General features: G+C 66.0%; 18 protein-coding genes. 3 read left to right on the forward strand and 15 right to left on the reverse strand.

Translation table 11 applies throughout. The features are described 5' to 3' along the window. Positions 1-16 precede the first annotated feature (16 nt). The 13 genes from ABE543_RS15800 to ABE543_RS15860 form a co-directional block, all read right to left on the reverse strand. The gene (locus ABE543_RS15800) at positions 17-2,215 is read right to left on the reverse strand and encodes a hypothetical protein (protein ID WP_346475877.1); all 2,199 of its coding nucleotides are present in this window, start codon (positions 2,213-2,215) and stop codon (positions 17-19) included. 94 nt (positions 2,216-2,309) lie between these two features. After that, a complete protein-coding gene (locus ABE543_RS15805; protein WP_053516979.1) occupies positions 2,310-3,212 on the reverse strand; it encodes a GDP-mannose 4,6-dehydratase in 903 nt (300 codons plus the stop codon). After that, positions 3,196-4,230 carry a GDP-mannose 4,6-dehydratase gene (gmd, locus tag ABE543_RS15810; RefSeq protein WP_053516980.1) on the reverse strand — a complete coding sequence of 345 codons (1,035 nt, stop codon included), beginning with the start codon at positions 4,228-4,230 and terminating at the stop codon, positions 3,196-3,198. The genes ABE543_RS15805 and gmd overlap by 17 nt, the downstream gene beginning before the upstream one ends. Then, entirely contained in the window at positions 4,227-7,907 is a 3,681-nt protein-coding gene (locus ABE543_RS15815) for a glycosyltransferase (RefSeq protein ID WP_346475878.1), read from the reverse strand. The genes gmd and ABE543_RS15815 overlap by 4 nt, the downstream gene beginning before the upstream one ends. Continuing rightward, positions 7,904-9,325, reverse strand: a complete 1,422-nt coding sequence (locus ABE543_RS15820) for an FkbM family methyltransferase (RefSeq protein ID WP_346475879.1) — start codon at positions 9,323-9,325, stop codon at positions 7,904-7,906. Before ABE543_RS15820 ends, ABE543_RS15815 begins: the two co-directional genes overlap by 4 nt. A 9-nt stretch (positions 9,326-9,334) precedes the next feature. Continuing rightward, positions 9,335-10,597, reverse strand: a complete 1,263-nt coding sequence (locus tag ABE543_RS15825; protein WP_053516984.1) for an ABC transporter ATP-binding protein — start codon at positions 10,595-10,597, stop codon at positions 9,335-9,337. Then, the gene (locus ABE543_RS15830) at positions 10,594-11,388 is read right to left on the reverse strand and encodes an ABC transporter permease (protein ID WP_111186692.1); all 795 of its coding nucleotides are present in this window, start codon (positions 11,386-11,388) and stop codon (positions 10,594-10,596) included. Before ABE543_RS15830 ends, ABE543_RS15825 begins: the two co-directional genes overlap by 4 nt. A 37-nt stretch (positions 11,389-11,425) precedes the next feature. Further along, on the reverse strand, positions 11,426-12,724 hold the full coding sequence (locus ABE543_RS15835) for a glycosyltransferase family 4 protein (RefSeq protein WP_231108685.1): 1,299 nt from the start codon (positions 12,722-12,724) through the stop codon (positions 11,426-11,428). 8 nt (positions 12,725-12,732) lie between these two features. After that, positions 12,733-13,905: a cystathionine gamma-synthase gene (locus tag ABE543_RS15840; protein ID WP_197572001.1), complete on the reverse strand. Its 1,173-nt coding sequence runs from the start codon at positions 13,903-13,905 to the stop codon at positions 12,733-12,735. A gap of 123 nt (positions 13,906-14,028) precedes the next feature. After that, on the reverse strand, positions 14,029-15,399 hold the full coding sequence (locus ABE543_RS15845; RefSeq protein WP_197572000.1) for a pyridoxal-phosphate dependent enzyme: 1,371 nt from the start codon (positions 15,397-15,399) through the stop codon (positions 14,029-14,031). 304 nt (positions 15,400-15,703) lie between these two features. Continuing rightward, positions 15,704-15,940 carry a YdcH family protein gene (locus ABE543_RS15850; protein WP_053516987.1) on the reverse strand — a complete coding sequence of 79 codons (237 nt, stop codon included), beginning with the start codon at positions 15,938-15,940 and terminating at the stop codon, positions 15,704-15,706. A 324-nt stretch (positions 15,941-16,264) separates the two neighbouring features. After that, the gene (locus tag ABE543_RS15855) at positions 16,265-17,149 is read right to left on the reverse strand and encodes a hypothetical protein (protein ID WP_197571999.1); all 885 of its coding nucleotides are present in this window, start codon (positions 17,147-17,149) and stop codon (positions 16,265-16,267) included. Then, complete coding sequence (locus ABE543_RS15860) at positions 17,146-17,511, reverse strand: DUF4398 domain-containing protein (RefSeq protein ID WP_053516990.1); 366 nt, start codon at positions 17,509-17,511, stop codon at positions 17,146-17,148. Before ABE543_RS15860 ends, ABE543_RS15855 begins: the two co-directional genes overlap by 4 nt. Positions 17,512-17,632: 121 nt before the next feature. On the opposite strand from ABE543_RS15860, the gene ABE543_RS15865 reads away from it, so the two are divergent. From ABE543_RS15865 to ABE543_RS15875, 3 genes are all read left to right on the forward strand, one after another. Further along, on the forward strand, positions 17,633-18,760 hold the full coding sequence (locus tag ABE543_RS15865) for a PilT/PilU family type 4a pilus ATPase (protein WP_053516991.1): 1,128 nt from the start codon (positions 17,633-17,635) through the stop codon (positions 18,758-18,760). Positions 18,761-18,891: 131 nt separating this feature from the next. Continuing rightward, a complete protein-coding gene (locus ABE543_RS15870) occupies positions 18,892-20,175 on the forward strand; it encodes a putative DNA modification/repair radical SAM protein (RefSeq protein WP_053516992.1) in 1,284 nt (427 codons plus the stop codon). Beyond that, entirely contained in the window at positions 20,156-21,652 is a 1,497-nt protein-coding gene (locus ABE543_RS15875) for a UdgX family uracil-DNA binding protein (RefSeq protein WP_346475880.1), read from the forward strand. Before ABE543_RS15870 ends, ABE543_RS15875 begins: the two co-directional genes overlap by 20 nt. A 32-nt stretch (positions 21,653-21,684) precedes the next feature. On the opposite strand, the gene maiA is transcribed toward ABE543_RS15875, so the two are convergent. Both maiA and ABE543_RS15885 read right to left on the reverse strand, forming a co-directional pair. After that, positions 21,685-22,353, reverse strand: a complete 669-nt coding sequence (gene maiA / locus ABE543_RS15880; protein WP_180875782.1) for a maleylacetoacetate isomerase — start codon at positions 22,351-22,353, stop codon at positions 21,685-21,687. A gap of 14 nt (positions 22,354-22,367) precedes the next feature. Next, the gene (locus ABE543_RS15885; RefSeq protein WP_197572632.1) at positions 22,368-23,357 is read right to left on the reverse strand and encodes a fumarylacetoacetate hydrolase family protein; all 990 of its coding nucleotides are present in this window, start codon (positions 23,355-23,357) and stop codon (positions 22,368-22,370) included. Between the last annotated feature and the right edge of the window lie 262 nt (positions 23,358-23,619).

Here is a 23,619-nt window from a genome sequence, read left to right on the forward strand (position 1 = left end):
ATGATTGTGGAGACCGTCATTCTGCCGGCTCGGCAGGCACGCCGCAGCTGATGCGGGCGTGGGACACGCTGGCGAACAGAGGCCGGGGATCGGTTGATAGACCCAACGCCTGCGGCGACGCAACCGGCCAATCCGGCGCGAGGACGACCACCGAGCTGCCGCCGGCCAGCGGCAGACTGACCTCGCCCTGGTGCCCGTCGACGGTTGCTGCTTCCACACCGTTGACGGTCACATGGATACGTCCCTCGGCGGGTGGCTGCAGCAGATCCAGATCAACCTGCAGTCGTGCGCCCGCACATCCTTTGGGCACGAAGGTTTCAAGGCTGAAGGCGCCGCGGGTCCAGCAGTGATCCTGTTCGCAGGTGTGCCAGCCCGTACCCGCCTGGGCCAGCGGCAACTGACCGGACTGCAGCGAGAACAATGCGAATGTGGGATCTTCCAGGAGCGGGGCAGTGCCCGGCGGCAGCGCTGGGCCCGTACCGGGCTGCCTGAGTACCAGCAGCCAATCGGGTGATTCGGCAGCGCGCAGGCTGTCATTGAACAGGGCATCGCTGTACCCCACCGGAGCGTCGCCACGGTCGGCAATGCGCGCGCGCACCCCGCGCCGATGCAGCTCCAGCACAGCAAAGTCCTGCTTGACGTACCGCTCCGGCCCGTTGACCCCGGACGTGTCGATGACGACCTCATCTCCCTTCTGCGGCAGCCTGATCGCTTCCGAGAGGGCATGGGTGATACCCGAAGGCACATGCGAGACCAGGATCGATCGCGAACGCACGGCGTAGGCTGCCGACAGGGCCCCCAGCGTCGCCATCAGCAGCAGTACCACACCTGTGCGGCCGCGACGGCGCGCATGGCGCAGCAGAAGCCAGCTCAACAGCGCCACCCATGCCGGCCCGAGCACCTGCACCAGCTTGTGCTCGCCGTACTGATAGCCATGGCTCTGCACATAGGCAACCAGCACCATGCTGGCTGCCAGCAAGCCGACGAAGAACCGCCAGCGTCCTTCCCGGATGGAAAGCCATGCAGTGGACGCCATCAGCACCATCCCGAGCATGATGGCTTCCGGATTCACGGCAGGTTCGCCGGTCATCAGCAGGCCGGCGAAGGGAGCCGACAGCCACCAACCCCAGAAGGGCTGCCGGATGTACCAGCTGGGCCACGACGACTGCGCGACGATGCCACTGACCTGGGCATAGGATGCCATCAGCTCGGGCAGCATCCGGTTGAGGACGATCGCGCAGGCCAGCATCGCCAGCAGGCCGCCCAGCAGGAACACCCGCCAGGAACGCAGCCACATGGCCGTCACCAGTACGGCCAGGGCCACGATCATGCACGCATGCACCGCCGCTTCGCCGTATGCCATGCCGGTACAGCCCGCGGCTGCACCCAGCATGATCCACTTTGCACCCAGCGACTGCATCGGCGTAAGTGCCCACAGCACGATCATCATCAGCAGGGCGCCCGCCATCGCCGTACCGATGTTCTCGTTGACCACCGCAAGCATCATGCCGGTACCCAGCATGCACAGCACCGCCAGCAGGAAGGCCACCGCGGTTCCCCGCGGCCAGCGACGCGCGCCGCCGAAGCGGCCTGCCATCGAGGGCAGCATGCCGAGCACCGGGAACAGTGCGGCGGTGCCGATCATCGCCCGCACCTGGTTTGGGCCTGCCTCCGGCACGAAGCTGGACGCCAGTGCCAACAGGCTGTACGCCCCATTGCGCTGCACGATGCAGCCGTTGCCGATGAACTGCATGCCCTGACCGCATTGCCCCAGCGCCCACTCGCGGGCCACCGTGGCCTGCTCGACCCAGAGCGGGTGTTGCATGGCCCATTTGGCACCGCCGTAGAAGAACACCAGATCATGGTTGGTGCCTTCAAGCATCCACAGATGCCGGGAGGCGAACATGAGATTCCACCATGCGACCAGCAGAACGCCCGCAAGCAGACTGATCGTGAACGCCCAGATCGACGCATGGGCGAGCGGATCGGCGAAGCCACGGCGAAGCGCCACGAGGGCTCCCACGGCCCCGCTGATCAGGAAACAGGGAAACACCACGTAGCCGGGCAGCCACGCATTGGCATTCATCAGCAGGGCCAGTACGCACACGCTTGCAAGCAGCAACGCCTGGACCGGCCCGATCTGTCGCAGATGCGGGCTCACGCGGATGCCGGCGACGGCCAGCAGGGTCGAGCTGCCGATGACAGCAAGACACATCGCCAATACCGGCGCAATCAGTTGCCAGACATAATGCACTGCGTGTTCTCCCTGCACTGAAGGCGGGATCCGCCGAAGCGGACCCCGCGCTCTTTCAGGCCTCCGCGCGGGCCTGATACATCCAACGAAGCGTCTCGCCCAGATCGAAGTCCGGCAATGAGCCGACCGCGGCCCGCAGCTTGCCGTTGTCACCACGCAGCGACTTGACCTCGTTGGCGCGGACGAAGGCGGGATTCACTTTCACTTCGATGTCGCGGCCGGAGATGCCACGCATGCGTTCGATGACCTCATGCAGCGAATGCTCCTGGCCGGAGCAGACGTTGTAGGTCTGGCCATTGCCCGGCAGTGCCAGCAGGCCTTCGTAGGCAGCGGCCACGCCCCGCACGTCATTGAAATCGCGCGAGACATCGGTGTTGCCCAGCTCGATCACATCGGCACCGCGGCGGAAGTGCGCCACGATCTTCGGAATCAGGAACTTCTCGTCCTGGCCCACGCCGGTGTAGTTGAATGGACGCACCAGGGTCAGCGGAAGCTGATCGATCCACAGCGCCGCCATGGCCTCCATCGCCATCTTGCTGACCGCGTAGTCGTTCTGTGGCGAAAGCGGCGCCTGCTCGTCGAGCACGCCGGACGCGTTGCCGTAGACATTGGCACTGCTGGCCAGCAGTACATTGCTCGGTGCCTCGTCCAGAGACGCCAGCGCTTCCAGCAGGTTGCGCGTACCCACCACGTTGACCCGGTAGATCTCGTCGGCATCACCGTGGGCGACGAACGAGATCGCAGCCAGATGGACCACGCGCTGCGGACGCACTCTGGCGACGTGCTGCTTGAGCGCAGCACGGTCGAGCAGATTGACCGACGTTGCGGTGTCGCCGGAATGCAGATCATGCACATCGCAACCGGCAGCACGCAGGCGCTCGATCACGTAGCGCCCGGTGAACCCGGACGCCCCCGTGACCAGCACGCGCTGGCCTGACAACTCAGAACGAGAAGCCACGCTCGTTCCTCTTGAGGTCAGCCTCGACCATCATCTGGCACAGCTGTTCCAGGCTGGTCTGCGGCTTCCAGCCAAGGATGCGCTCGGCCTTTTCCGGGTTGCCGATCAGCAGATCGACTTCGGCCGGGCGGTGGAACTTCGGATTGATGCGCATCACGGTCTTGCCGGTGGCGGTGTCCACCGCGACTTCGTCCACGTCCTTGCCCTTGAACTCGACATCGATGCCGGCGCCCTTGAACGCCATCGCCACGAAGTCGCGCACGGTCTCGGTACGGTTGGTGGCCAGCACGAAGGTGTCCGGCTGCTCGGCCTGCAGCATGCGCCACATGCCTTCCACGTATTCCTTGGCGAAGCCCCAGTCACGCTTGGCGTCCAGGTTGCCCAGTTCCAGGACGTCCAGCTGGCCCAGCTTGATCTTGGCAACCGAGTCGGTGATCTTGCGGGTCACGAACTCGCGACCGCGCAGCGGGCTTTCGTGGTTGAACAGGATGCCGCTGGAACCGAAGATGTCGTAGCTCTCGCGGTAGTTGACGGTGATCCAGTGCGCGTAGAGCTTGGCCACGCCGTACGGGCTGCGCGGGTAGAACGGGGTGTCCTCCACCTGCGGCACGGCCTGCACCTTGCCGAACATTTCCGAGGTCGACGCCTGGTAGAAGCGGATCTTCGGATTGACCAGGCGGATCGCTTCCAGCAGGTTCAGTGCACCCACGCCGGTGATCTGCGCGGTGGTGGTCGGCTGGTCGAAGCTGACGCCGACGAAGCTCTGTGCGGCCAGGTTGTAGATCTCGTCCGGCTGGATCTTCTGCACCATCGCCAGCGACGTGCCGAGGTCGGTCAGGTCGTACTCCACCAGGTGCAGGTTCGGGTGGTTGGTCACGCCCAGCTCATCCAGGCGCCAGAAATTGACCGAGCTGGTGCGGCGGTAGGTGCCGTGCACTTCATAGCCCTTCTCCAGCAGCAGCTGGGTGAGATAGGCGCCGTCCTGACCCGTGATGCCTGTGATGATTGCCTTCTTCATTGCTTCTCGTCCTGATGATTGAGTGTATTTGCAGCCAGAACCTGCCGACGCGTGCGGAGGATCTGTCGAGCCATGGAGTCCAGACGGCGGGCCAGCGCAGGATACCGGTGTTCGGCGCGCCATTGTGCGGCACGCTGCTGCACATCGGCCAACACTGGATCGCCGTCACGGCTGGCACGCAGCAGTTGCCGCAGACCGGCCGCAAGATCGGCCGGGGAGGTCCCGGGCAGACGGTGAACGACGTCGCCGACGTTGTCGAAGATCGCCAGCGGCGTGACGGCCACCGGGCGGCCTGAGGCCAGCCCGTAGCGGACTGCCGCGCTGGAGGATTCGCCGGTGCCCTGGTATGGGAACACCACCACATCGGCCTGCACCAGCTCCTGCATGCTCTCCTGGTCACGCAGGAAACGGGTCACCATGCGCACACGCGACTGCAGGCCGTGCTGCACGACGCGCGCCACCGCCTGGTCGATCTGCTGCCGCGAGACATCCACCGGATACTCGGCATTGATCATCGCCAGTTCGACGTCCACGCCCTGGGCGACCATCAACGCAACAGCGTCGATCAGTTCCAGCAACCCCTTGTGCGGCAGGAAGAAACCGTAGGAAACGACGCGCAGGCGTGCGCCCGTGTTTGCCGCCGCCGGCTCAGCCGGTTCCAGGATGCCGTGCGGGAACATCGCGGTGTTGCGCTCCACGCCGATGTCCTTGAGACGGTTGAGGTCGTGTATGGAGTGCACCAGCACGCGATCGCAGCCGGCCAGTGCCGGCCCCAGGTCGCGCAGCCGCTTGCGCGGATTCTCCGCGGCATCAACGGTTGCATGCATCATCACGATCAGGCCCCTGCCGGCCGCCTGCTGCCGCTCAAGGAAGGCCGAGAACGCGGGGAAGTCAAAGAAGCCGTACTGGAACTGGATGATCAGCGTGTCCAGCTTCAGGCGCTCGATCTGCTGTTCCAGCCGCTCGAGCATGTCGCCTTCGCCCTGCCGCCAGCAGCGGACAACCTCTGGCCCATCGCGGAACGTGCGGTCATCGGCCTCGGCCGCCAGGATCGCCACCGGCGTTCCGCCGCTCTCCACGAGATAGCTGGCGTAACTGGCCACGCCGCAGCGCGTATTCCAGGTCGTGATCCAGCCGACGCGCGCATCGGGCAGCGTCGGCTGCGCCGCGAACGCGCGTACGTCCTGCTCCAGTCTCCGCGCGGCATCGGACCACGTGAAGCGCGACTTCAGAAGTCGCCGCGCGGCCTCGACCTTGTCCCGCACACGCGCCGGATCGGCGCCGTGCACCTCACGCATTGCGGCGGCCAGCGCGTCGACATCGGGTTCGGCCCAGACCGAATTGCGCAGATTGAAGTGGGTCTGCGCCGGAACGAAGCGGTAATCCACCATCCAGGCGGTTTCTTCGCTGCAGAAATCCAGCTGCCCCCCCCAGTTGGTGGTGATCACCGGCAGGCCGCCCAGCATCGCTTCGGCCAATGGCAGGCCAAAGCCTTCAGCCCGGCTCGGCGCCAGCAGCGCGTTGCAGCTCGCGTACAGATGCTTGAGCTGGGCGTCGCTCACGTCCTCCTCGATGATGTGCACGTCCGGATAATCCGGGTTGTCGCGGCGTGCTTCAGCCAGCCAGCGATGCACTTCATTGTGTGGATTGGCGAAGGTCTTGATGACGAGGCTGACATCGTCGGCGGCGCTGAACGCCTTGCCATAGGCCAGAAGCATCGCGTCCACGCCCTTGCGCGGGAAGCACGAGGACACGTGGAGGAAGCGGAACCCCCTGCCCGGCACCGGATAGGTCGCATCGGCAACAATCTGCTCCCAGTGATCCACGCCGTTCCAGCAGACGCCAAGGGGAACCGACACGCCGTTATCCACCATGATCTTCTCGACATGATGCGAAACGCAGGAGATCCCCTGCAGGCTGTCATTGAACTCCTCGACCCACTCCTGCGGAAAACCGCTCTCCTCCCAGGGATAGGCGTGCAGCAGGTTCATCCTTGCGCGTGCATCGGCAACCCGTGGCGGATACAGCAGTCGGCTGGTCACCTCGGCCTGGTCGGCCGGGATCGCGGCCACGGCAGCATGCAGCGCCGCCACGCGCGGATTGCGCGCAAGGAACTGCGGTGACGGATCGAAATCACCCGGGCCCTCGGTCGAATGCAGACCCACGCGGTGGCCACGATCGGCCAATGCTTCCGCGAGGCAACGGTTCACCAGGGCCAGGCTGTAGCTGCTGTCGAATGGACCTTCCACGCGCCAGGACAGCGACGCGGGCAGTTCACCGCCGCGTGCGAGCGCCTCGTTGGCCGCCGTTCCGGAGGAGATCAGCGCTGCCGCCTGCTGCAGTTCGAAGGGTTCCGGCTCGCAGCCGACGTCCAGCCCACCCACCGCCTGGACCAGGGTGCGGTAGCCGGCGTCGAGTGCAGGCGACGCGGCGACCCAGCGGCGATCGCGTGGCGCACGACGCGATGCGACCGCTTCCATGGCCTGCAGCGCGGCCTTGGCCGAATTGTCCCACGAGAACTTCGCCGCCTGCAGGGGGGCATGGGCACGCAGGGAGTCGGCGAATGCGGTGTCGGTCAGAACCTTCTGCATGGAGCGGGCGATCGAAGCAGGCTCCGTTGGATCGAACAACGCATCTTCACGACCGATCACCTCGGGGATGCTGGTCGTGCCCGAGCCAATGGTCGGTGCTCCGCAGGACATGGCCTCCAGCGCGGGCAGGCCAAAGCCTTCATGCAACGAGGGGAACACGAAGGCCGCCGTCGCGCTGTACAGCGCAATCAGCTCTTCGTCGGTGATATAGCCGGTGAACACCACCTGGTTGCTGACGCCGAGCTGCGCTGCCAGCACATCGAAATTGCGGCGGTCGTGCTCGGACACTTTGCCGGCGATGACCAGCTGCGTCGACGCACGTACGGCCGGATCCATCAGGGAGAATGCCCGCAGCAGACCCTCTGCATTCTTGCGCGGCTCCATTGCCCCGCTGTACATCACGTAGCGGCCACGCAGGCCGAAGCGCTCGCGGAACAGGGTCTGCTCGCGTTCGCCGATGGCCATCGGCACGAAGTGCGGCGAGATTGCCGAGGAGATGTTGACCACACGCGCCGGATCGATATCCAACGCCTGCAATGCCTCCTGCCGGGCATGCTGGGAGATCGACAGCAGCAGGTCGGCGCGCTTGAGCGACTCGACCTTGTCCATGTACCAGGACCGGACCCAGTCCGATGCCAGATAGACGTCGGGATTGAGCAGCGGAATCAGGTCATAAAGGGTCAGCGCAGTCGCCGCCCGTACGCCCGGCAACTTGCCGATCGAGCCGACCGCACCGCCCTGGGAACCTTCGAACAGGCTGGATACGTGGATGAAGTCGGGCTGGAGGCCATCCAGGAACGCTTCCCACATCAGCTCGGATGCACCACGCCGCCACGCATCCGCGGCGTTCGGCCAGCCTACCCGGCTGAAGGTATCGAACTGACGGATCCGTTCCTGCGGGACCAGGCCATCCAGGGCCTGGCGGATGTCGCCGATGCCATCGGGGAAGGTGCCGTTGACCGCCACCCAGATCTCATGGTCGCCCGCATTGCGGGCCATCGCTTGCGCCAGCGAGGTCGAATAGCGCCCGATGCCCCGGAATCGGCTCTCGGTCTGTGCACCCTGCAGGTCAATCAGCACTCTCATCGGGCAGCCCTTTCATTCCTTGAACGCTTCAGGTCTTCCAGCACGCGCCGGGCCCGTCGATCCAGATGGACGACAGTGACTTCGTGCTCGTTGCCCTCCATTGCAGCCAATCGCGCCCGCTCGATCTCGAACAGCTGTTCGCTGATGGCGATCTTCTGCAGGCGCTGGTGAAGGAAGGGAATGCGCGTAACCAGGGGCTTGGCCAGGCGTCGCAGCCACGGTGCGGCCATGGCGACCTTCAGCACGCGCACGACCGCCGGCCGCAGCGCACGTTTCATGCGGCCCAGCACGCTGGACGACAGGCGTCGGCGCACTGCCCGGAACGGCCGCGTGAGCTGCCACGAACGGCTGCGTTCGATCGCATCCAGCTGCGCGCGCAGCTGCTCATGCGCCAACCACCAACGATGGGCCTCGTGCTTGCCCTTGGTGACCTGCTCAGTCAGCTCGTGCAGTTCGGTCAGCGCCTTCCTGTCGAGCAGGCTGCGCTCACGCTCATGCTTGCTCACCAGTTCCCGCTGGGCCACTGCCATCGCACGGACCGCGCCTTCGTGCTCGCTGCGCAGCCTTTCCATTGCCCGGGCGTTGTGCTCGGTTGCCTCGGCAGATTCTTCCTGCGCCCGCTGCAGTGCCGCGTCCAGATCCTGGATCCGCTCGTTCAGTTCGACCTCGCGTCGATCCGCCAGCGTCTGCAGTTCGTGATAGGCCAGGTTGATCTGCGAGCAGAACTGCGAGCCCGAACTCAGACTGAAATCATCGAACACATTGGGTCCGCTCTCGAATGCCGCATCCAGTTCGGGATGCTGCGCACTGGCGTAGAACCGGTTGAGGCCGTCGAAATAGACGAACCGGTACCCCTTGTCGAGCAGGATCGGTTCCCAGCTCTGGTGGGATTGTTCCGAACTCAGCGGACGCGTGCTTTCCACCACGACCAGCCAGGGCAAGCGGGTATCGCGCTGCCAGCCGCGCAGCACCAGTTCCTCTGCGCCCTCGACGTCGACCTTCAACCAGTGGATGTCAGTGGCTGGCACCTGCTCCAGCACGGTGTCCAGCGTCAGCGCCGGCACACGCACGTCGGAGACGTTGAAGCCCGCCTCCCGATGTTCGGCAGCGATGGCCGGATCCGTGGTGCTCAGGCCGGTATCGGCGATGTTGAAGAACTGCAGTATCCCGGGTTGATCGCTTACGGCAACCTGCAGCACCACCTCATCCGGCCGGCGATCGCGCAGCAGGTTGGCATACTGCGGCGTGGGCTCCACGTGCACGCCGCGCCAGCCATGCTCGTAGAACATCCGGCTTACCGAGTCGGTATCGGGGCTCTGTGCGCCCACATCGACATAGCAGCCATTGTCCACATGTGACAGCGCGCGCCAGAGCATGACGTCTTCGAAATTCTGCGCGTAGGAAATGAGCTTTGACATGGTTGTCCGTCAGTCCGCCTGCACACCATCGGCCGATGCGCGGCTGCGTTCCACGCTGAAGGCAGCATCGAGCCAGTTCGATCCGATGAACGTGGTCCTGTCGGCATTCATCACGTCGAACACCAGCAGGTTGTCCACCCACTCGAAGTTGTCGACCATGTGCGTTTCGGTGCTGACCAGCGCCGGCGACACCGAGTAGGAACCCGGGCCCAGCGTACAGGTGAAGTCCAGGTGGTAGACCACCTGTTCTCCGCCCCGCACATCACGCTGGACCTGACCGGTATGCCAGGTATTGCTGCCCCAGATGATGTGGCCCTGCTTGTCGCGCAGCATGAACCCCAGTACCAGGCTGGGCAGGTCGGCACTGACCTGTGCCTTCAGTTCAAGCCGGAGCTTCTGGCCAACGGTTGCCAGCTTGACCTCCTGGCTGCTTTCGCCATCGAGCAGTCGCAGCGATTCCACGCGGGCCTGGCCGGTCCCGCTCCTGGTAGTCACCCAGCCGGATTTGCCACGGCGCTGCTCGACCGCAAGCGTCTCGTTTTCCTTCTTCGCGATCAGCGCGTTGTAGAAATCGATGACCTCGTCCGGCTCGCCATCCTTCAGCACTCGTCCCTTGTCCAGCAGGATCGCGCGGTCGCACAGTGCCTTCACGTCGCTGAGGCTGTGCGAGACCAGCATGATCGACGTGCCCTCCTCGCGGAAGCGACGCATGCGGTCGAAGCTCTTGTGCTGGAAGTAGCTGTCGCCGACCGACAGGGCCTCGTCGACGATCAGCAGGTCCGGGGTGAATGCAGTGGCGACGGCAAACGCCACGCGCACCTGCATGCCGCTGGAATAGGTACGCACGGGCTGGTCGAAGTACTCGCCCACTTCGGCGAAGGCCTCGATCTCCGGCATCGCGGCTTCGATCTGCTCCTGCGAGTAGCCCATCAGGCCTGCGGAGTGGAACGCGTTCTGGCGACCGGTGAGGTCGGGGTTGAAGCCCATGCCCAGCTCGAGAATCGCCGCAACGCGGCCGGTCCGCGTCACCTGGCCCTCGGTGGGCTGGGCGGTTCCGGTGATGAGCTTGAGCAGGGTGCTCTTGCCCGCGCCGTTCTGGCCGATCACGCCCACGGCTTCGCCGGGCGCGATGGTGAAAGACACATTGCGCAGCACCCAGTTCTCTTCCTTGGGCCGCGTCGGCACACCGAACCAGCGGGCCGCGCGCAGCCACTCGCTCGTCCAGACGCGATACGCCTTGCCGACGTTGTCGACCTTCAGTTCACCACTCATAGCGCATCCACCATTTCCGGGCTGGCACGACGGAACATCACCAGCGAAGCCAATGCCAGCACCACCGTGGCGATCATCAGCCACAACAGGTCACCCCAGACCGGCGGCTTGTCGAACAGCAGCACGTTCTGGTAGCTGGTAACCAGCGGCAGCAACGGGTTGAGCCGGAAGATCGCCTGCACGCGCTCGGGCAGGATGGTGATGTGGTAGACGATGGGAGTCAGCCAGAACAATGCCTGCAGGACCACCGGAACCACCTGGCCGATATCGCGCATGAACACGTTGAGCACGCCCAGCAGCAGGCCCAGCGCCATCGAGAAACTCAGCGTCAGCAGCATCAGCGCCGGCAGCCACAGGGCCTCGGCCGTGGGCATGTGGCCCATCACCGCGAACACCGCGAAGATCGCCACCAGCAGCAGCACGTTGTTGACCAGCATCGTGCCACCGGCGATGAACGGCAGGCAGATGCGGGGGAACGACATCTTCTTCATCAGGTTGCCGCTGTCGACGAACAGGTTCACCGACTTGCCGATGGTCTCGGAGAACATCGTCCAGCACAGGGTGCCGGACATCAGGTACAGCGCGTAACCGTACTTGTCATCGATGCCCGGCAGCTTGGCGGCCAGCACCTCGGACAGGATCGTGGCGAAGATCAGCACCTGCATCAGCGGGTGGATGATCATCCACAAGGCGCCCAGGCGGCTGCGGATGAAGCGCAGCCGCAGCTCGTTCTTGATCGAGGAAAAAATGAAATAGCGGTAGTTCCACAGGGCCTTCAGCATACCCAGCATCTCGAATCCTCGTGCCCGGTGGTGGTGGTTCTTGGGTTCATCGGTCGTGTCGTTCCAAAGACTGCAATCGAGCGCGCATGGCCGTTGCAGCGGCCTGCAGGCTCATGGTTTCCAGGATGTCGCTGCGTGCCTGCGCGCCGATCTGCTGCGCCAGGCCCGGTTCGCGCGCGAGCCGGCGCATCCACGCTGCCGCGGCCGGCACGTCGGCCTCGGCCCAGGTGCCGCCATCGGCGAAGGGATACTCCCCCGGGCGGATCGGCACCGTGCGGAACGGCACCAGGCAGCTGTTGCCCTCGTTCATGAAATCGAGATTGCCCGACCAGGCGGTGGCGATCACCGGCTTGCCACGGGCCATGCTCTCGGCCAGTCCGAGCCCCAGCCCTTCCGCGCGGTGCAGCGAGACATAGGCATCGGCAGTTTCCTGCAATGCGTGCAGCTGCGCATCGTCGAGCACCTGGTCGCGTACCAGGATGCGCGGATCGCCGGCAGCCTGCTGCATCAGCTCGCGCAGCCGCTGCGGATGGCGGAAGCCGTTGCTGCACTTCATCACCAGCTGCACGTTGTCCGGTGCGCCATCGAAGGCCGCGCGGAACGCCGCCAGCACCGCCCACGGATTCTTGCGGTGGATCGACGAATTGAAGTCGAAGCTGCACAGGAACACGAAGGCGTCGTCGTCCAGGCCGAAGCTGGACCGAGACAGATCCGCGCCGGGCTGCGGCACGATCGGATGCGGAATGCGCACCACCGGCTTGCCGGTCGCGCGCCGGAAGGCATCCTCGACGAAGCGGGTGGAGACCCAGACTTCGTCGACCTGCTCCAGCGTTCGCTGCCATGCGGCCGGCACGGTATCCAGCTCCCAGAACCAGAACGCGATGGTGTAGGTATCGCGCGGCAGGCGGGGCGCCAGTTCACCGAACAGGTCCGGATTCACGAATACCAGGTTGAAGGGATAGGGCGCGCCCCGTCCGAGCTGGCCGGACAGGCTGTGGTCATTGCACGCATGCGGGATGCGGAGGGCGGCATCGTTCACCGCAACCGGATATCCCTCACCCAGCAGGGCCCGGGCATACATCCGTGCCGTCTGCCCCAGGCCGAACTGGCCGTGGATGTAGCCGTACAGATTGACGCCGGGCCCCAGGGTGGGATCTGTCGGCGGGAAGACCAGCGCTTCACCGCGCGCGTCGCCAGCGGCCGGTGCGGGCAGCGTGGGGAAACGTGCCTGCTCCAGTCCGCGGGCAAGCCACCAACGGCGCAGCCCGCCCAGGCGGGCGCGCAGGGCGTGGACGATGCGACGTGGCGCCCGCCTCCCTCCCCTGCTTTCGTCGTTGCTGGCCATGGTGCGGCTCAACCCAGCGCCCGTTCCAGGTCCAGCTGCAGGTCGCCCAGGTCTTCCACCCCCACGCTCAGGCGCACCAGCGCATCGCTGATGCCCAGCTGCTCGCGGCGCGCGACCGGGATCGACGCATGGGTCATCACGGCAGGATGGTTGACCAGGCTCTCCACGCCGCCGAGCGATTCGGCCAGGGTGAACAGCTCGGTCTTCTCGCAGAAGCGCTTGGCCGCCCCGAAACCGCCCTTGAGGACGATCGAGACGATGCCGCCGTAGCCGCCCATCTGGCGGGTCGCCAGGTCGTGCTGCGGGTGCGAGGCCAGGCCGGGGTAGATCACCTTGTCCACCGCCGGGTGCTTTTCCAGCCATTGGGCCAGGGCCAGCGCATTGGCGCAGTGCGCCTTCATGCGCAGCGGCAGGGTCTTCAGGCCGCGCAGAGCCAGGAAGCTGTCGAACGGCCCCTGCACGCCCCCCACCGAGTTCTGCAGGAACGCCATCTGCTCGGCCAGTTCGGCGTTGTCGCCGACCACGACCATGCCGCCGACCATGTCCGAATGCCCGTTGAGGTACTTGGTGGCCGAGTGCAGGACCAGGTCCGCCCCCAGTTCCAGCGGACGCTGCAGCATCGGTGAGGCGAATGTGTTGTCCACCACCACGATCAGGCCATGGCGCTTGGCGATGGCGGCGACCGCAGCGATGTCCACGATCTTCAGCATCGGGTTGGTCGGGGTTTCGATCCATACCATGCGCGTGGCCGGCGTGATCGCAGCCTCGAACGCGGCCAGGTCGGTCAGATCGACGAAGCTGAAGTCCAGCCCGGCGGTACGACGGCGCACGCGCTCGAACAGGCGGAAGCTGCCGCCATAGATGTCATCCATCGCCACCACGTGGCTGCCGGCGTCCAGCAGTTCGATCACGGTCGAGCTGGCGGCCATGCCGGAAGCAAAGGCGAAACCGCGGGTTCCCCCCTCCAGCGAGGCGACGCAGCGCTCATAGGCAAAGCGGGTCGGATTGTGCGTACGCGAGTATTCGAAGCCCTGGTGCTCGCCCGGGCTGGACTGCGCATAGGTCGAGGTGGCGTAGATCGGCGGCATCACCGCACCGGTGCTCGGATCGGGCGACTGGCCGCCGTGGATGGCCAGGGTGGCCAGGGCGAGCGCGCGATCCTGGGAAGAAGCGTTGGGCATGTTGATTCCTGATGGGCACCGGCGGACGGTGCCGTCGAAGGAGCGGAAGTCTATCAGCGCGGCCTTAACAACCTTTGACGCGAATAAACGTGAATTCAGCTGTGATCGTCTGCGAACTTCGCGTTACTGAACGCGACGCCGCAGGTAGTTGAGCAGATCGATCCGGGTGATCAGGCCGAGGAAGGCGTTGCCGTCCATCACGATCGCCACCTGGCCACGGTCGAACACGGGCAGCAGGGCTTCGATCGGCGACTTCACGTCCAGCCGGTCCAGCTTGCTGACCATGGCCGTGGCCACCGGATCCCGGAAGCGCGCCTCGTCGCCGTAGACATGCAGCAGTACGTCGCTTTCGTCGACGATGCCGACCAGCTGGTCGCCCTCCATCACCGGCAGCTGCGAGACGTCGTACAGCTTCATCCGCTGGTAGGCGGTGGTCAACAGATCATTCGGGCCGATCACGACGGTGTCGCGCTGGCCGTACGGGCGCAGGATCAGGTCGCGCAGGTCGCCGTGCTGCGGGCGCTCGAGGAAGCCGTTGTCCAGCATCCAATAGTCGTTGTACATCTTCGACAGGTACTTGTTGCCGGTGTCGCACACCAGCACCAGCACCTTCTTCGGCGTGGTCTGCTCGCGGCAGTACTTCAGTGCGGCGGCGAGCAGGGTACCCGTGGAGGAGCCACCGAGGATGCCTTCCTTGCCCAGCAGTTGGCGTGCGGTGTGGAAGCTCTCGGCGTCGCTGATGGCATAGGCCTTGGTGACACGGCTGAAATCGGAGATCGAGGGCAGGAAATCCTCGCCGATGCCTTCCACCAGCCAGCTGCCCGACTTGTCATTGAGCACGCCATCGTTGATGTACTCGGCCAGGATCGACCCGACCGGGTCGGCCAGCACCAGCTCGGTCTTCGGCGACAGCGTGGCGAAGGCGCGCGACAGGCCGGTCATGGTGCCCGAGCTGCCGCAGCCGAACACGATGGCGTCCAGATCGCCGCCCATCTGCTCCAGGATCTCCGGGCCGGTGCCGAATTCGTGGGCGGCCGGATTGTCGGGGTTGCCGAACTGGTTGATGAAGTACGCGCCCGGCGTCTGCTCGGCAATGGTCTTTGCCAGATCCTGGTAGTACTCCGGGTGGCCCTTGGCCACGTCCGAGCGGGTCAGACGCACTTCAGCGCCCATCGCCTTCAGATTGAAGATCTTTTCCCGGCTCATCTTGTCGGGAACGACCAGGATCAACTTGTAGCCCTTCTGCTGGGCGACCAGGGCCAGGCCCAGTCCGGTGTTGCCCGCGGTGCCCTCGACCAGCGTCGCGCCCGGCTTCAGGTCCCCGCGCTTCTCCGCTGCCTCGATCATCGACAGGCCGATGCGATCCTTGATCGATCCACCCGGGTTGGCGTTCTCGAGCTTCAGATAGAGCTCGCAGACACCGGTGTCCAGGCGCTGGGCCTTGACGATCGGGGTCTGGCCAATGAGTTCGAGGACGGAAGAATGGATGGGCATTCGCAGGACTTTCGGTTCGCGCCACACAGGGCCGGACAGATGATTATCCGACGGATGGCGCTGAAAGTCAGGTCAGTCCGGGTATGGGCGCGACGCTGCCGGAAAAGGGATGCGGACGGCCCCGGATCGACGAGGAGACCGGTACCGTCCGCATCGATGAGACAGGGACGTGCGGGCCAAGGCACCACCGCCTGTGGTGCCTTGGCGCGGCCGCCGTCATCGGCGGTACCGCGACGCCAGGGCGCGAGCGCCTGGCCGGGCCTTCTGTGGCCGGATCACGCCGTTCCGGGCGTGACGAGGTGCGTCACAGCGTGGCGGACGTCGTTGGGAGCGGTGTTTCGTACATTCGCAGAAGTCGTTGCTTGGCCAGCAGCTTCTCACGCTTCATGCGACCCAGGGTGACATCATCGATCGGGAGTACACCCAACTCCGCGTCCATGCACTTCTTGTTCAACTTGCGGTGCTGGTCATGGAGTGCCCTGAACTCCGGATCACGCGCGCGACGTGCGTCGATCTCGCTCTGGGGCTGATCTTCAAACATGATGGACCTCCTTCGACAGATACGCGAACGCCCCGGCCGCAAGGCACGGGGCGTTGTTCATGGAGGAGCGCCGTTCGATGGCTGCATGGGTGCGCACAACGACCTGCGGCACTGGCCTGCGCACGTCGGTCTGCTGCGGTTCGCGCCCTGCTTGCATCGGCCCGGCCCTCCCATCGTCCGGTCCGCGGCATTGCGTCCCGGACGATTGACCCTACGCCTGCTCCGGGCGGGGTACAAGACCCCTGCGACAAAAAGACCGAACCCCGCCGGGGCGGGGTTCAGGCTGAATGCTCAACGCAACGAAAAACAAACAATATCAATCAATTACGGGGCGATGATGACCTCGGCCGAGCGCGCCCGGGTCGACGCCGCCTTCTTGCCGCTGATCTGGATGCGGTTGCTGGCGACACCGCCCGCCACCAGTGCATCACGCAGGGCCTCGGCGCGCTTCTGCCCGACGCCGTTGGCGCTGTCGTAGGCCTCGATGCGCAGCCGGCCCTTCTTGCCGATGTTCAGGTACTCGGCCAACGCCTTGGCCTGGTTGCGCGCCCCGGCGGACAGACTGGAGCCGCCCGCTCCGAAAGCATCACCGGCGAAGGTGAAGACCTCGCCGCGTCCGTCGAACTTCGAGCCCGGCAGTTTCTGCCCGGACACCAGCTCGGCCTCCTCGCGGGCCAGTTTCGCCGCATTCTGCTGGGCCGCGCTCAATCGCTGCTGCTGCTTGCCGGCCACGCTGGTCAGGGCGTTCTCGGCGTCCTGCCGTGCCAGCGTCTCGGCCTCGGCAGCCTGACGCAGGCGTTCAGCTTCCTCGGCCTGCATCTGCGCCTGCATGCGCAGCTGTTCGGCCTCCTGGCGGGCGCGGGCGGCATCGCGGCGGCTCGCCTCGATCAGCAGGTCACTGCGGGTCCGCTCGAGCCGATCGACCTCACGGGCGGCCAGGGCCGCGCGTACGGCGGTCTCGGCGATCTCGACCCGGCGCTGGGCCAGGTAGGTCGCCAACTCCTGGTCGCGGCGCTTGGCCTTGTCCAGGGTGGCAATGGCCTGCTGGGCCTGCATGCGCTCGAAGGCGCCCAGTTCGGCGGTGTCCGGATTGGCCTGGATGGCCATCAGGCGCTGGCTCAGCCGGGCCACCACGGGGTTGTCGGCCGCCAGGGCAAGGGTCGGCAGAGCCAGCAGTACGGCCAGGGTTGCGGCGTTCACGGGTTTCACCGGCGGTCCTCCCCGGTCGAGAGCTGGCGCTGCAGCTGGTTGACCTCGTTGCGCCGCAGCTGCAGCTGCGCGGTGGCAGTGGCCTCCTCGCTGCGGGCGCGGGCCAGGTCGGCATCGGCCGCCGCGCGCAGGGCCATGGCCGGGGCGTTCTTGCGTTCGCGGCGATCGCCAGCGGCGCGCTGCGCCTGCTCCAGGCCCTGCCGGGCCAGATCGATCAGGTCCGGGGCGTACTGGTCGGCATCGGCCTGGGTGGCCTTGTCCACCGCCTGCCGGGCCTGGGCCAGTTCCAGCGCACCGTCCTGCGCCCAGGCGGGGGCAGACAGTGCGAATGCAAACGCCATCACATACAGGCCGTGGCGCATTCGTGCGAAGCTAGGTCGTTTCATTGGGGAGGCCGTACCGGTTGTCGGTTCACGGCCATTGTCGTCAAGCCAGCGCCGTGCTTGCAACGGGCGCCGGCAGTTTCGTTGGGGAAAATTCGCGATGGATATCGGCTACTTCCTGAAGCTGATGACCGAAAAGAACGCCTCGGACATGTTCCTGACCACCGGAGCACCGGTCTACATCAAGATCGAGGGGAAGCTTTACCCGCTGGGCAACACCGGCCTGCCGCCCGGCATGGTCAAGAAGATCGCCTATTCGCTGATGGACGAGGGCCAGGTGCCGCAGTTCGAGCGCGAGCTGGAGCTCAACATGGCCATCGCCCTGGCCGATGCCGGCCGTTTCCGGGTGAACGTGTTCAAGCAGCGGGGCGAGGTCGGCATGGTCATCCGCGCCATCCGCAGCCGGATCCCGAGCATCGAGGAGCTGAACCTGCCGCAGGTGCTGAAGGACGTCATCATGACCCCGCGCGGGCTGGTGCTGGTGGTGGGGTCCACCGGTTCCGGCAAATCGACCTCGCTGGCGTCGATGATCGACCATCGCAACAGCACCACGACCGGACACATCCTCACCATCGAGGATCCGATCGAGTACCTGCACAAGCACAAGATGTCCATCGTCAACCAGCGTGAAGTGGGGCTGGACACCCATGCCTTCCACAATGCGCTGAAGAACGCGATGCGCGAGGCCCCGGACGTCATCCTGATCGGCGAGATCCTGGATGCCGAGACGATGGAAGCGGCCATCGCCTTCGCCGAGACCGGCCATCTGTGCCTGGCCACGCTGCATTCCAACAATGCCGACCAGACCATCGAGCGGATCCTCAACTTCTTCCCGGAAAGCGCGCACAAGAACGTGCTGATGAACCTGGCGCTGAACCTGCGTGCGGTGATCAGCCAGCGCCTGGTGAAGAACAAGGACGGCCGCCGTCTTCCAGCCACCGAGGTGCTGATCAACACCCCGATGATCCGCGACCTGCTGCGACGCGGCCAGGTGCACGAGATCAAGGCCGCGATGGAAGCCTCGCTGGAAGAAGGCATGGAGAGCTTCGACCAATGCCTGTTCCGGCTCGCCAAGTCCGGCGTGATCGAGCAGGAGGAAGCCTTGCGCGCTGCCGATTCGCGCGACGGCCTGGCGCTGAAGTTCCGCCTCTCCGAAGGCAGCAGCGGCGAGCACGACCCGTACGCCGACTATTCAGCAGGCCAGCCGAGCATCACCCACGGCTTCTGATCCACCCCCGCCGGGCCATGCCCGGCGGCAGTGCACGCCCATCGGTAGCGCCGGGCCATGCCCGGCGGCCGATCCTGAAGAATTCAGGGGCTGTCTCATCCAATGAGACAGCCCCTGCGTAGCGTGCCGTCATGGACACCCTCCGCAAGCTGGCCATTCTTGCCGACGCCGCCAAATACGACGCCTCCTGTGCTTCCAGCGGGTCCGGCAAGCGCGACTCCCGGACCAGCGGTGGCATCGGCAGCACCGAGGGCATGGGCATCTGCCACAGCTACACGCCGGACGGCCGCTGCGTGTCCCTGCTGAAGATCCTGCTCACCAACTTCTGCGTCTACGACTGTGCGTACTGCATCAACCGCGTCTCCAGCAACGTGCCACGCGCGCGTTTCAGTGTGGATGAGGTGGTCGCGCTGACCCTGGACTTCTACAAGCGCAACTACATCGAGGGCCTGTTCCTTTCCAGCGGAATCATCCGCAATGCGGATTACACGATGGAGCGCCTGGTGGAAGTCGCCCGCCGGCTGCGCGAGGAACATCGCTTCGCCGGCTACATCCACCTCAAGACCATCCCCGAAGCATCGCCGGAACTGCTGGCAGCGGCCGGCCGGCACGCCGACCGTCTCTCGATCAATGTCGAACTGCCCACCGAGGCCGGATTGACGAAACTGGCTCCGGAGAAGACCGTCGGCTCGATCCGCGGCGCCATGGGCGAGCTGCGCTGGCGCATCGAGGAGGCCAAGGAGGCCGGCAAGGCATCGCGTGCGGTCACCGCGGGCGAGCCACGCCGGACGCGAGCGAAAGCCCCGCGCTTCGCACCGGCGGGGCAGAGCACGCAGATGATCGTTGGTGCCGATGGCGCCAGCGACAGGCAGATCCTCTGCAGTGCCGACAATCTGTACGGAAGTTACCGGATGCGCCGCGTCTACTACTCGGCGTTCAGCCCCATTCCCGACGCCAGTCTGCAGCTTCCGGTGCAGCCGCCGCCACTGCAGCGCGAGCATCGGCTGTACCAGGCGGACTGGCTGCTGCGCTTCTATGGCTATGGCGTGGAGGAGATCACCGACACCGCGCAGGGGGGCATGCTGGATCTGGACATCGATCCGAAGATGGCCTGGGCGATCCGCCATCCCGAGCGCTTCCCGGTCGACCTCAATCGTGCGCCGAAGGAACTGCTGCTGCGGGTTCCCGGGCTCGGCGTACGCAATGTGAAACGCGTGTTGATGGCGCGCCGCCATGGCCGGCTGCGGGTGGCGGACATTGCGAGGCTGAAGGCACCGATGGGCAAGCTGCTGCCGTTCGTGCTGCTGGCTGACCACCAGCCACGCAAGGCGCTGGAGGATCCTGTGGCATTGCGTGCGCGTTTGGCGCCGCCGCCCCGCCAGGGATCGCTGTTCGATGCACCGCCGGCGGCCTGACGCCCAGCGCTGGTCGCTGCGGGTCGATCCCCCGTGGTCGCTCGATGCCTGGCGGGGTGCAGCGCGCGAAGCGCTGCTGCGCGGACTGTCGCCCGAGCAGCTGGACTGGTTGGAAAGCAGCGCCGGGTCGTTGCTGGACGCTCCAGCAGCGACCCAGGCCCCGCTGCTGGAAACGCCCCCCGTACCGCATGTGCCGAGTGCGTTCCTTGAGCTGGCCTCCACCTGCCTGTGCCATGCCGATGCGCAGCCGATGCCACTGCTGTACCGGCTGCTGTGGCGGATCGTGCACGGCGAGCGCGCGCTGCTCTCCAATCCAACCGACGCCGATGTGCTGCGCGCGATGACGATGGCGCAGGCGGTCCGCCGCGACACGCACAAGATGAAGGCGTTCGTGCGCTTCCGCGAGATCCCCGGCGAGCAGGATGCCTTCATCGCATGGTTCGAACCGCAGCATCGGATCGTCGACCGGGTCGCGGCGTTCTTCGCACGCCGCTTCGTTGGCATGCGCTGGGCCATCCTCACCCCCTACCGGAGCGTGCACTGGGATGGCCAGGCGCTGTCCTTCGGCGCTGGCGGGCACCGCGAGCAGGCGCCGGCGGAGGACGCACGCGAGACGCTCTGGCAGACCTACTACGCAAGCATCTTCAATCCCGCACGCCTCAACACGCGGATGATGCAGCAGGAGATGCCTGCCCGGTACTGGCGGCACCTGCCCGAGGCGCAGCTGCTGCCCGGGCTGATCCGCGATGCTGGCGACCGCGTGCAGGCCATGCACGATCGTCCGGCGCAGCCACCCCAGCGGCGGATTCCATCGCGGCAGGCGACATCCGCGGTCCCCTCACCCTCCAGTGATCTGGCTACCCTGCAGCGCCAGGCAGCGGGCTGCCGGCAGTGCCCCCTGTGGGAGTCCACCACCCAGGTGGTGTTCGGTGAAGGGCCTGGCGATGCACGGGTGATGCTGGTCGGCGAACAGCCGGGCGACACCGAGGACCTGTGCGGACGCCCCTTCGCGGGACCTGCCGGCGCGCTGCTGGACCGTGCCCTCTCCGAGCTGGGTATCGCCCGCTCCGCGCTGTACCTGACCAACGCAGTGAAGCATTTCCACCACGAGAGGCGCGGCAAGGTTCGCCTGCACAAACGTCCGCAGGGCCGCCATGTGCAGGCCTGCCGTCCGTGGCTGCTGGGCGAGATCGAGCGGGTGCGGCCGGAGATCATCGTGTGCCTGGGCGCAACGGCGGCGTCGGCGGTGTTCGGCAGCCATTTCAGCCTGACGCGTGATCGCGCCCGTTGGCACACCCTGCCGGATGGCACCCGTGGCTCTGCCACGGTGCATCCCGCATGGGTGTTGCGGCAGGCCGACGAGGTCCGTCGAGAAGACGCCTACCGGCTGTTCCGCGATGACCTGCGGCAGTTGCTCATCGGGGATGCGGAATCCACCGGGCGTCGCCCCGCGCTGCCACCGACCAGCGAGGGGTAGCGCCGGACCATGCCCGGCGATCGCAGCGGCAATCAGGCCGCGTCGACCTGGTTTTCGGGGCGCGCACGCTCGAATGCGTCCAGCGCCTGGCAGGCGGCTTCGATGCGGCGCAGGGTCGGATACGGCGACAGATCCAGACCAAAGCGATGTGCGTTGTACACCTGCGGCAGCAGGCAGATGTCGGCCAGGCCGGGCCGGTCGCCATGGCAGAAGGTGCCGGTGTCGCTGCTGCCGGCCAGCAGGGTTTCCAGGGCCGCAAAGCCTTCGGCGATCCACTGCAGCGTCCACTGGGTGCGGACATCGGCGGACAGGTGCAGGCCGCGTTCCAGATGCTGCATCACCCGGAGGTTGTTCAGCGGATGGATGTCGCAGGCCACCAGCTGCGCGAGCGCACGGACGCGGGCGCGGCCGGCCGCATCGGCCGGCAGCAGCGGCATCTGCGGAAAACGTTCGTCCAGATACTCCAGGATCGCCAGCGACTGGGTCAGCACCTGCCCATCGTGCAGCAGGGTCGGCACCCGCTCCTGCGGATTGAGGGCGCGATAGGCTTCGCCGTGCTGTTCACCACCGTCACGCAGCAGATGAACCGGGCGCGCCTCCCAGCGCAGGCCCTTCAGCTCCAGGCCGATGCGCACGCGGTAGGCGGCGCTGGATCGCCAGTAGGTGTACAGCACGATGCCGTCGTCGACCGGGATCTCCATCGCCGCGTCCCTCCTCAGGGCCTGGCCGCCTGCTCGATGCGCTGCTCGATCGCACCGAAGATGCTGTTGCCGGCGGCGTCGAACATTTCAATCCGCACCACGTCGCCGAACGACATGAACGGTGTGCTCGGCTTGCCGTCGCGCAGGGTTTCGACGGTGCGCTGCTCGGCAAAGCACGAAGCGCCCTTGCTGGTGTCCTCGTTGGCGATGGTGCCCGATCCCACGATGGTGCCGGCGCCCAGCGGACGGGTCCTGGCCGCATGCGCCACCAGCTGGGCGAAGTTGAACTGCATGTCCACGCCTGCCTCCGGCGCACCGAACCACGCACCATTGATGTGGGTGACCAGCGGCAGGTGCACCTTGCTGTCCTGCCAGGCGTCACCCAGTTCGTCAGGGGTGACGAACACCGGCGACAGTGCCGAGCGCGGCTTGGACTGCAGGAAGCCGAAGCCCTTGGCCAGCTCGCCCGGAATCAGGTTGCGCAGCGAAACGTCGTTGACCAGACCCACCAGCTGGATGTGGCCGGCGGCCTGCTCCGGGGTGACCGCCATCGGCACGTCGTCGGTGATGACCACCAGTTCGGCCTCCAGATCGATGCCGTACTCCTCGCTGACCACCTTCACCGCGTCGCGCGGGCCGTAGAAACCGGCACTGGTGGCCTGGTACATCAGCGGGTCGGTGTAGAAGCTTTCCGGAACCTCGGCCCCGCGGGCGCGGCGGACGCGCTCGACGTGCGGCAGGTAGGCGCTGCCATCGACGAATTCATAGGCGCGCGGCAGGGGCGCCGCCAGCGTCTGCGGGTCCAGGTCGAACACGCCATCGGCGTCACCGGCGTTCAGTGATTCGTAGAGCGCGTTCAGGCGCGGTGCGACACGGCTCCAGTCCTCCAGGGCCTGCTGCAGGGTGGCCGCGATGCCGGTGGCGCGGACGCCGTGGCGCAGATCACGCGAGACGACGATCAGGGTGCCGTCGCGGCCGCCTTCCTTCAAAGAACCAAGCTTCATGGGTGGGTGTCCGGAGTCATGGGCAAACAAGTTTCAAGTGTAATCAAATATGGGGCGGCGCCAAGCTGCAGCGCCGCATCGCTCCACCCTACCGTAGCGGGGGTCAGGCAGGGCTGCGCCCTGCACCTGCTTCAAGCCAGGGCAACGTCAATGGCAACAGCCGGCTCTGGGTTGTCTGCGGATTTGGCGGGGCGGTGTGGGCGGGCAGGACACGCCGTAAACCCATCCCTGGGGCCTCGATGGCGCCATCCATGGCGCCAAC

The organism is Stenotrophomonas sp. TWI169 (assembly GCF_039674705.1).
Taxonomy (GTDB): Bacteria; Pseudomonadota; Gammaproteobacteria; order Xanthomonadales; family Xanthomonadaceae; genus Stenotrophomonas; species Stenotrophomonas maltophilia_P.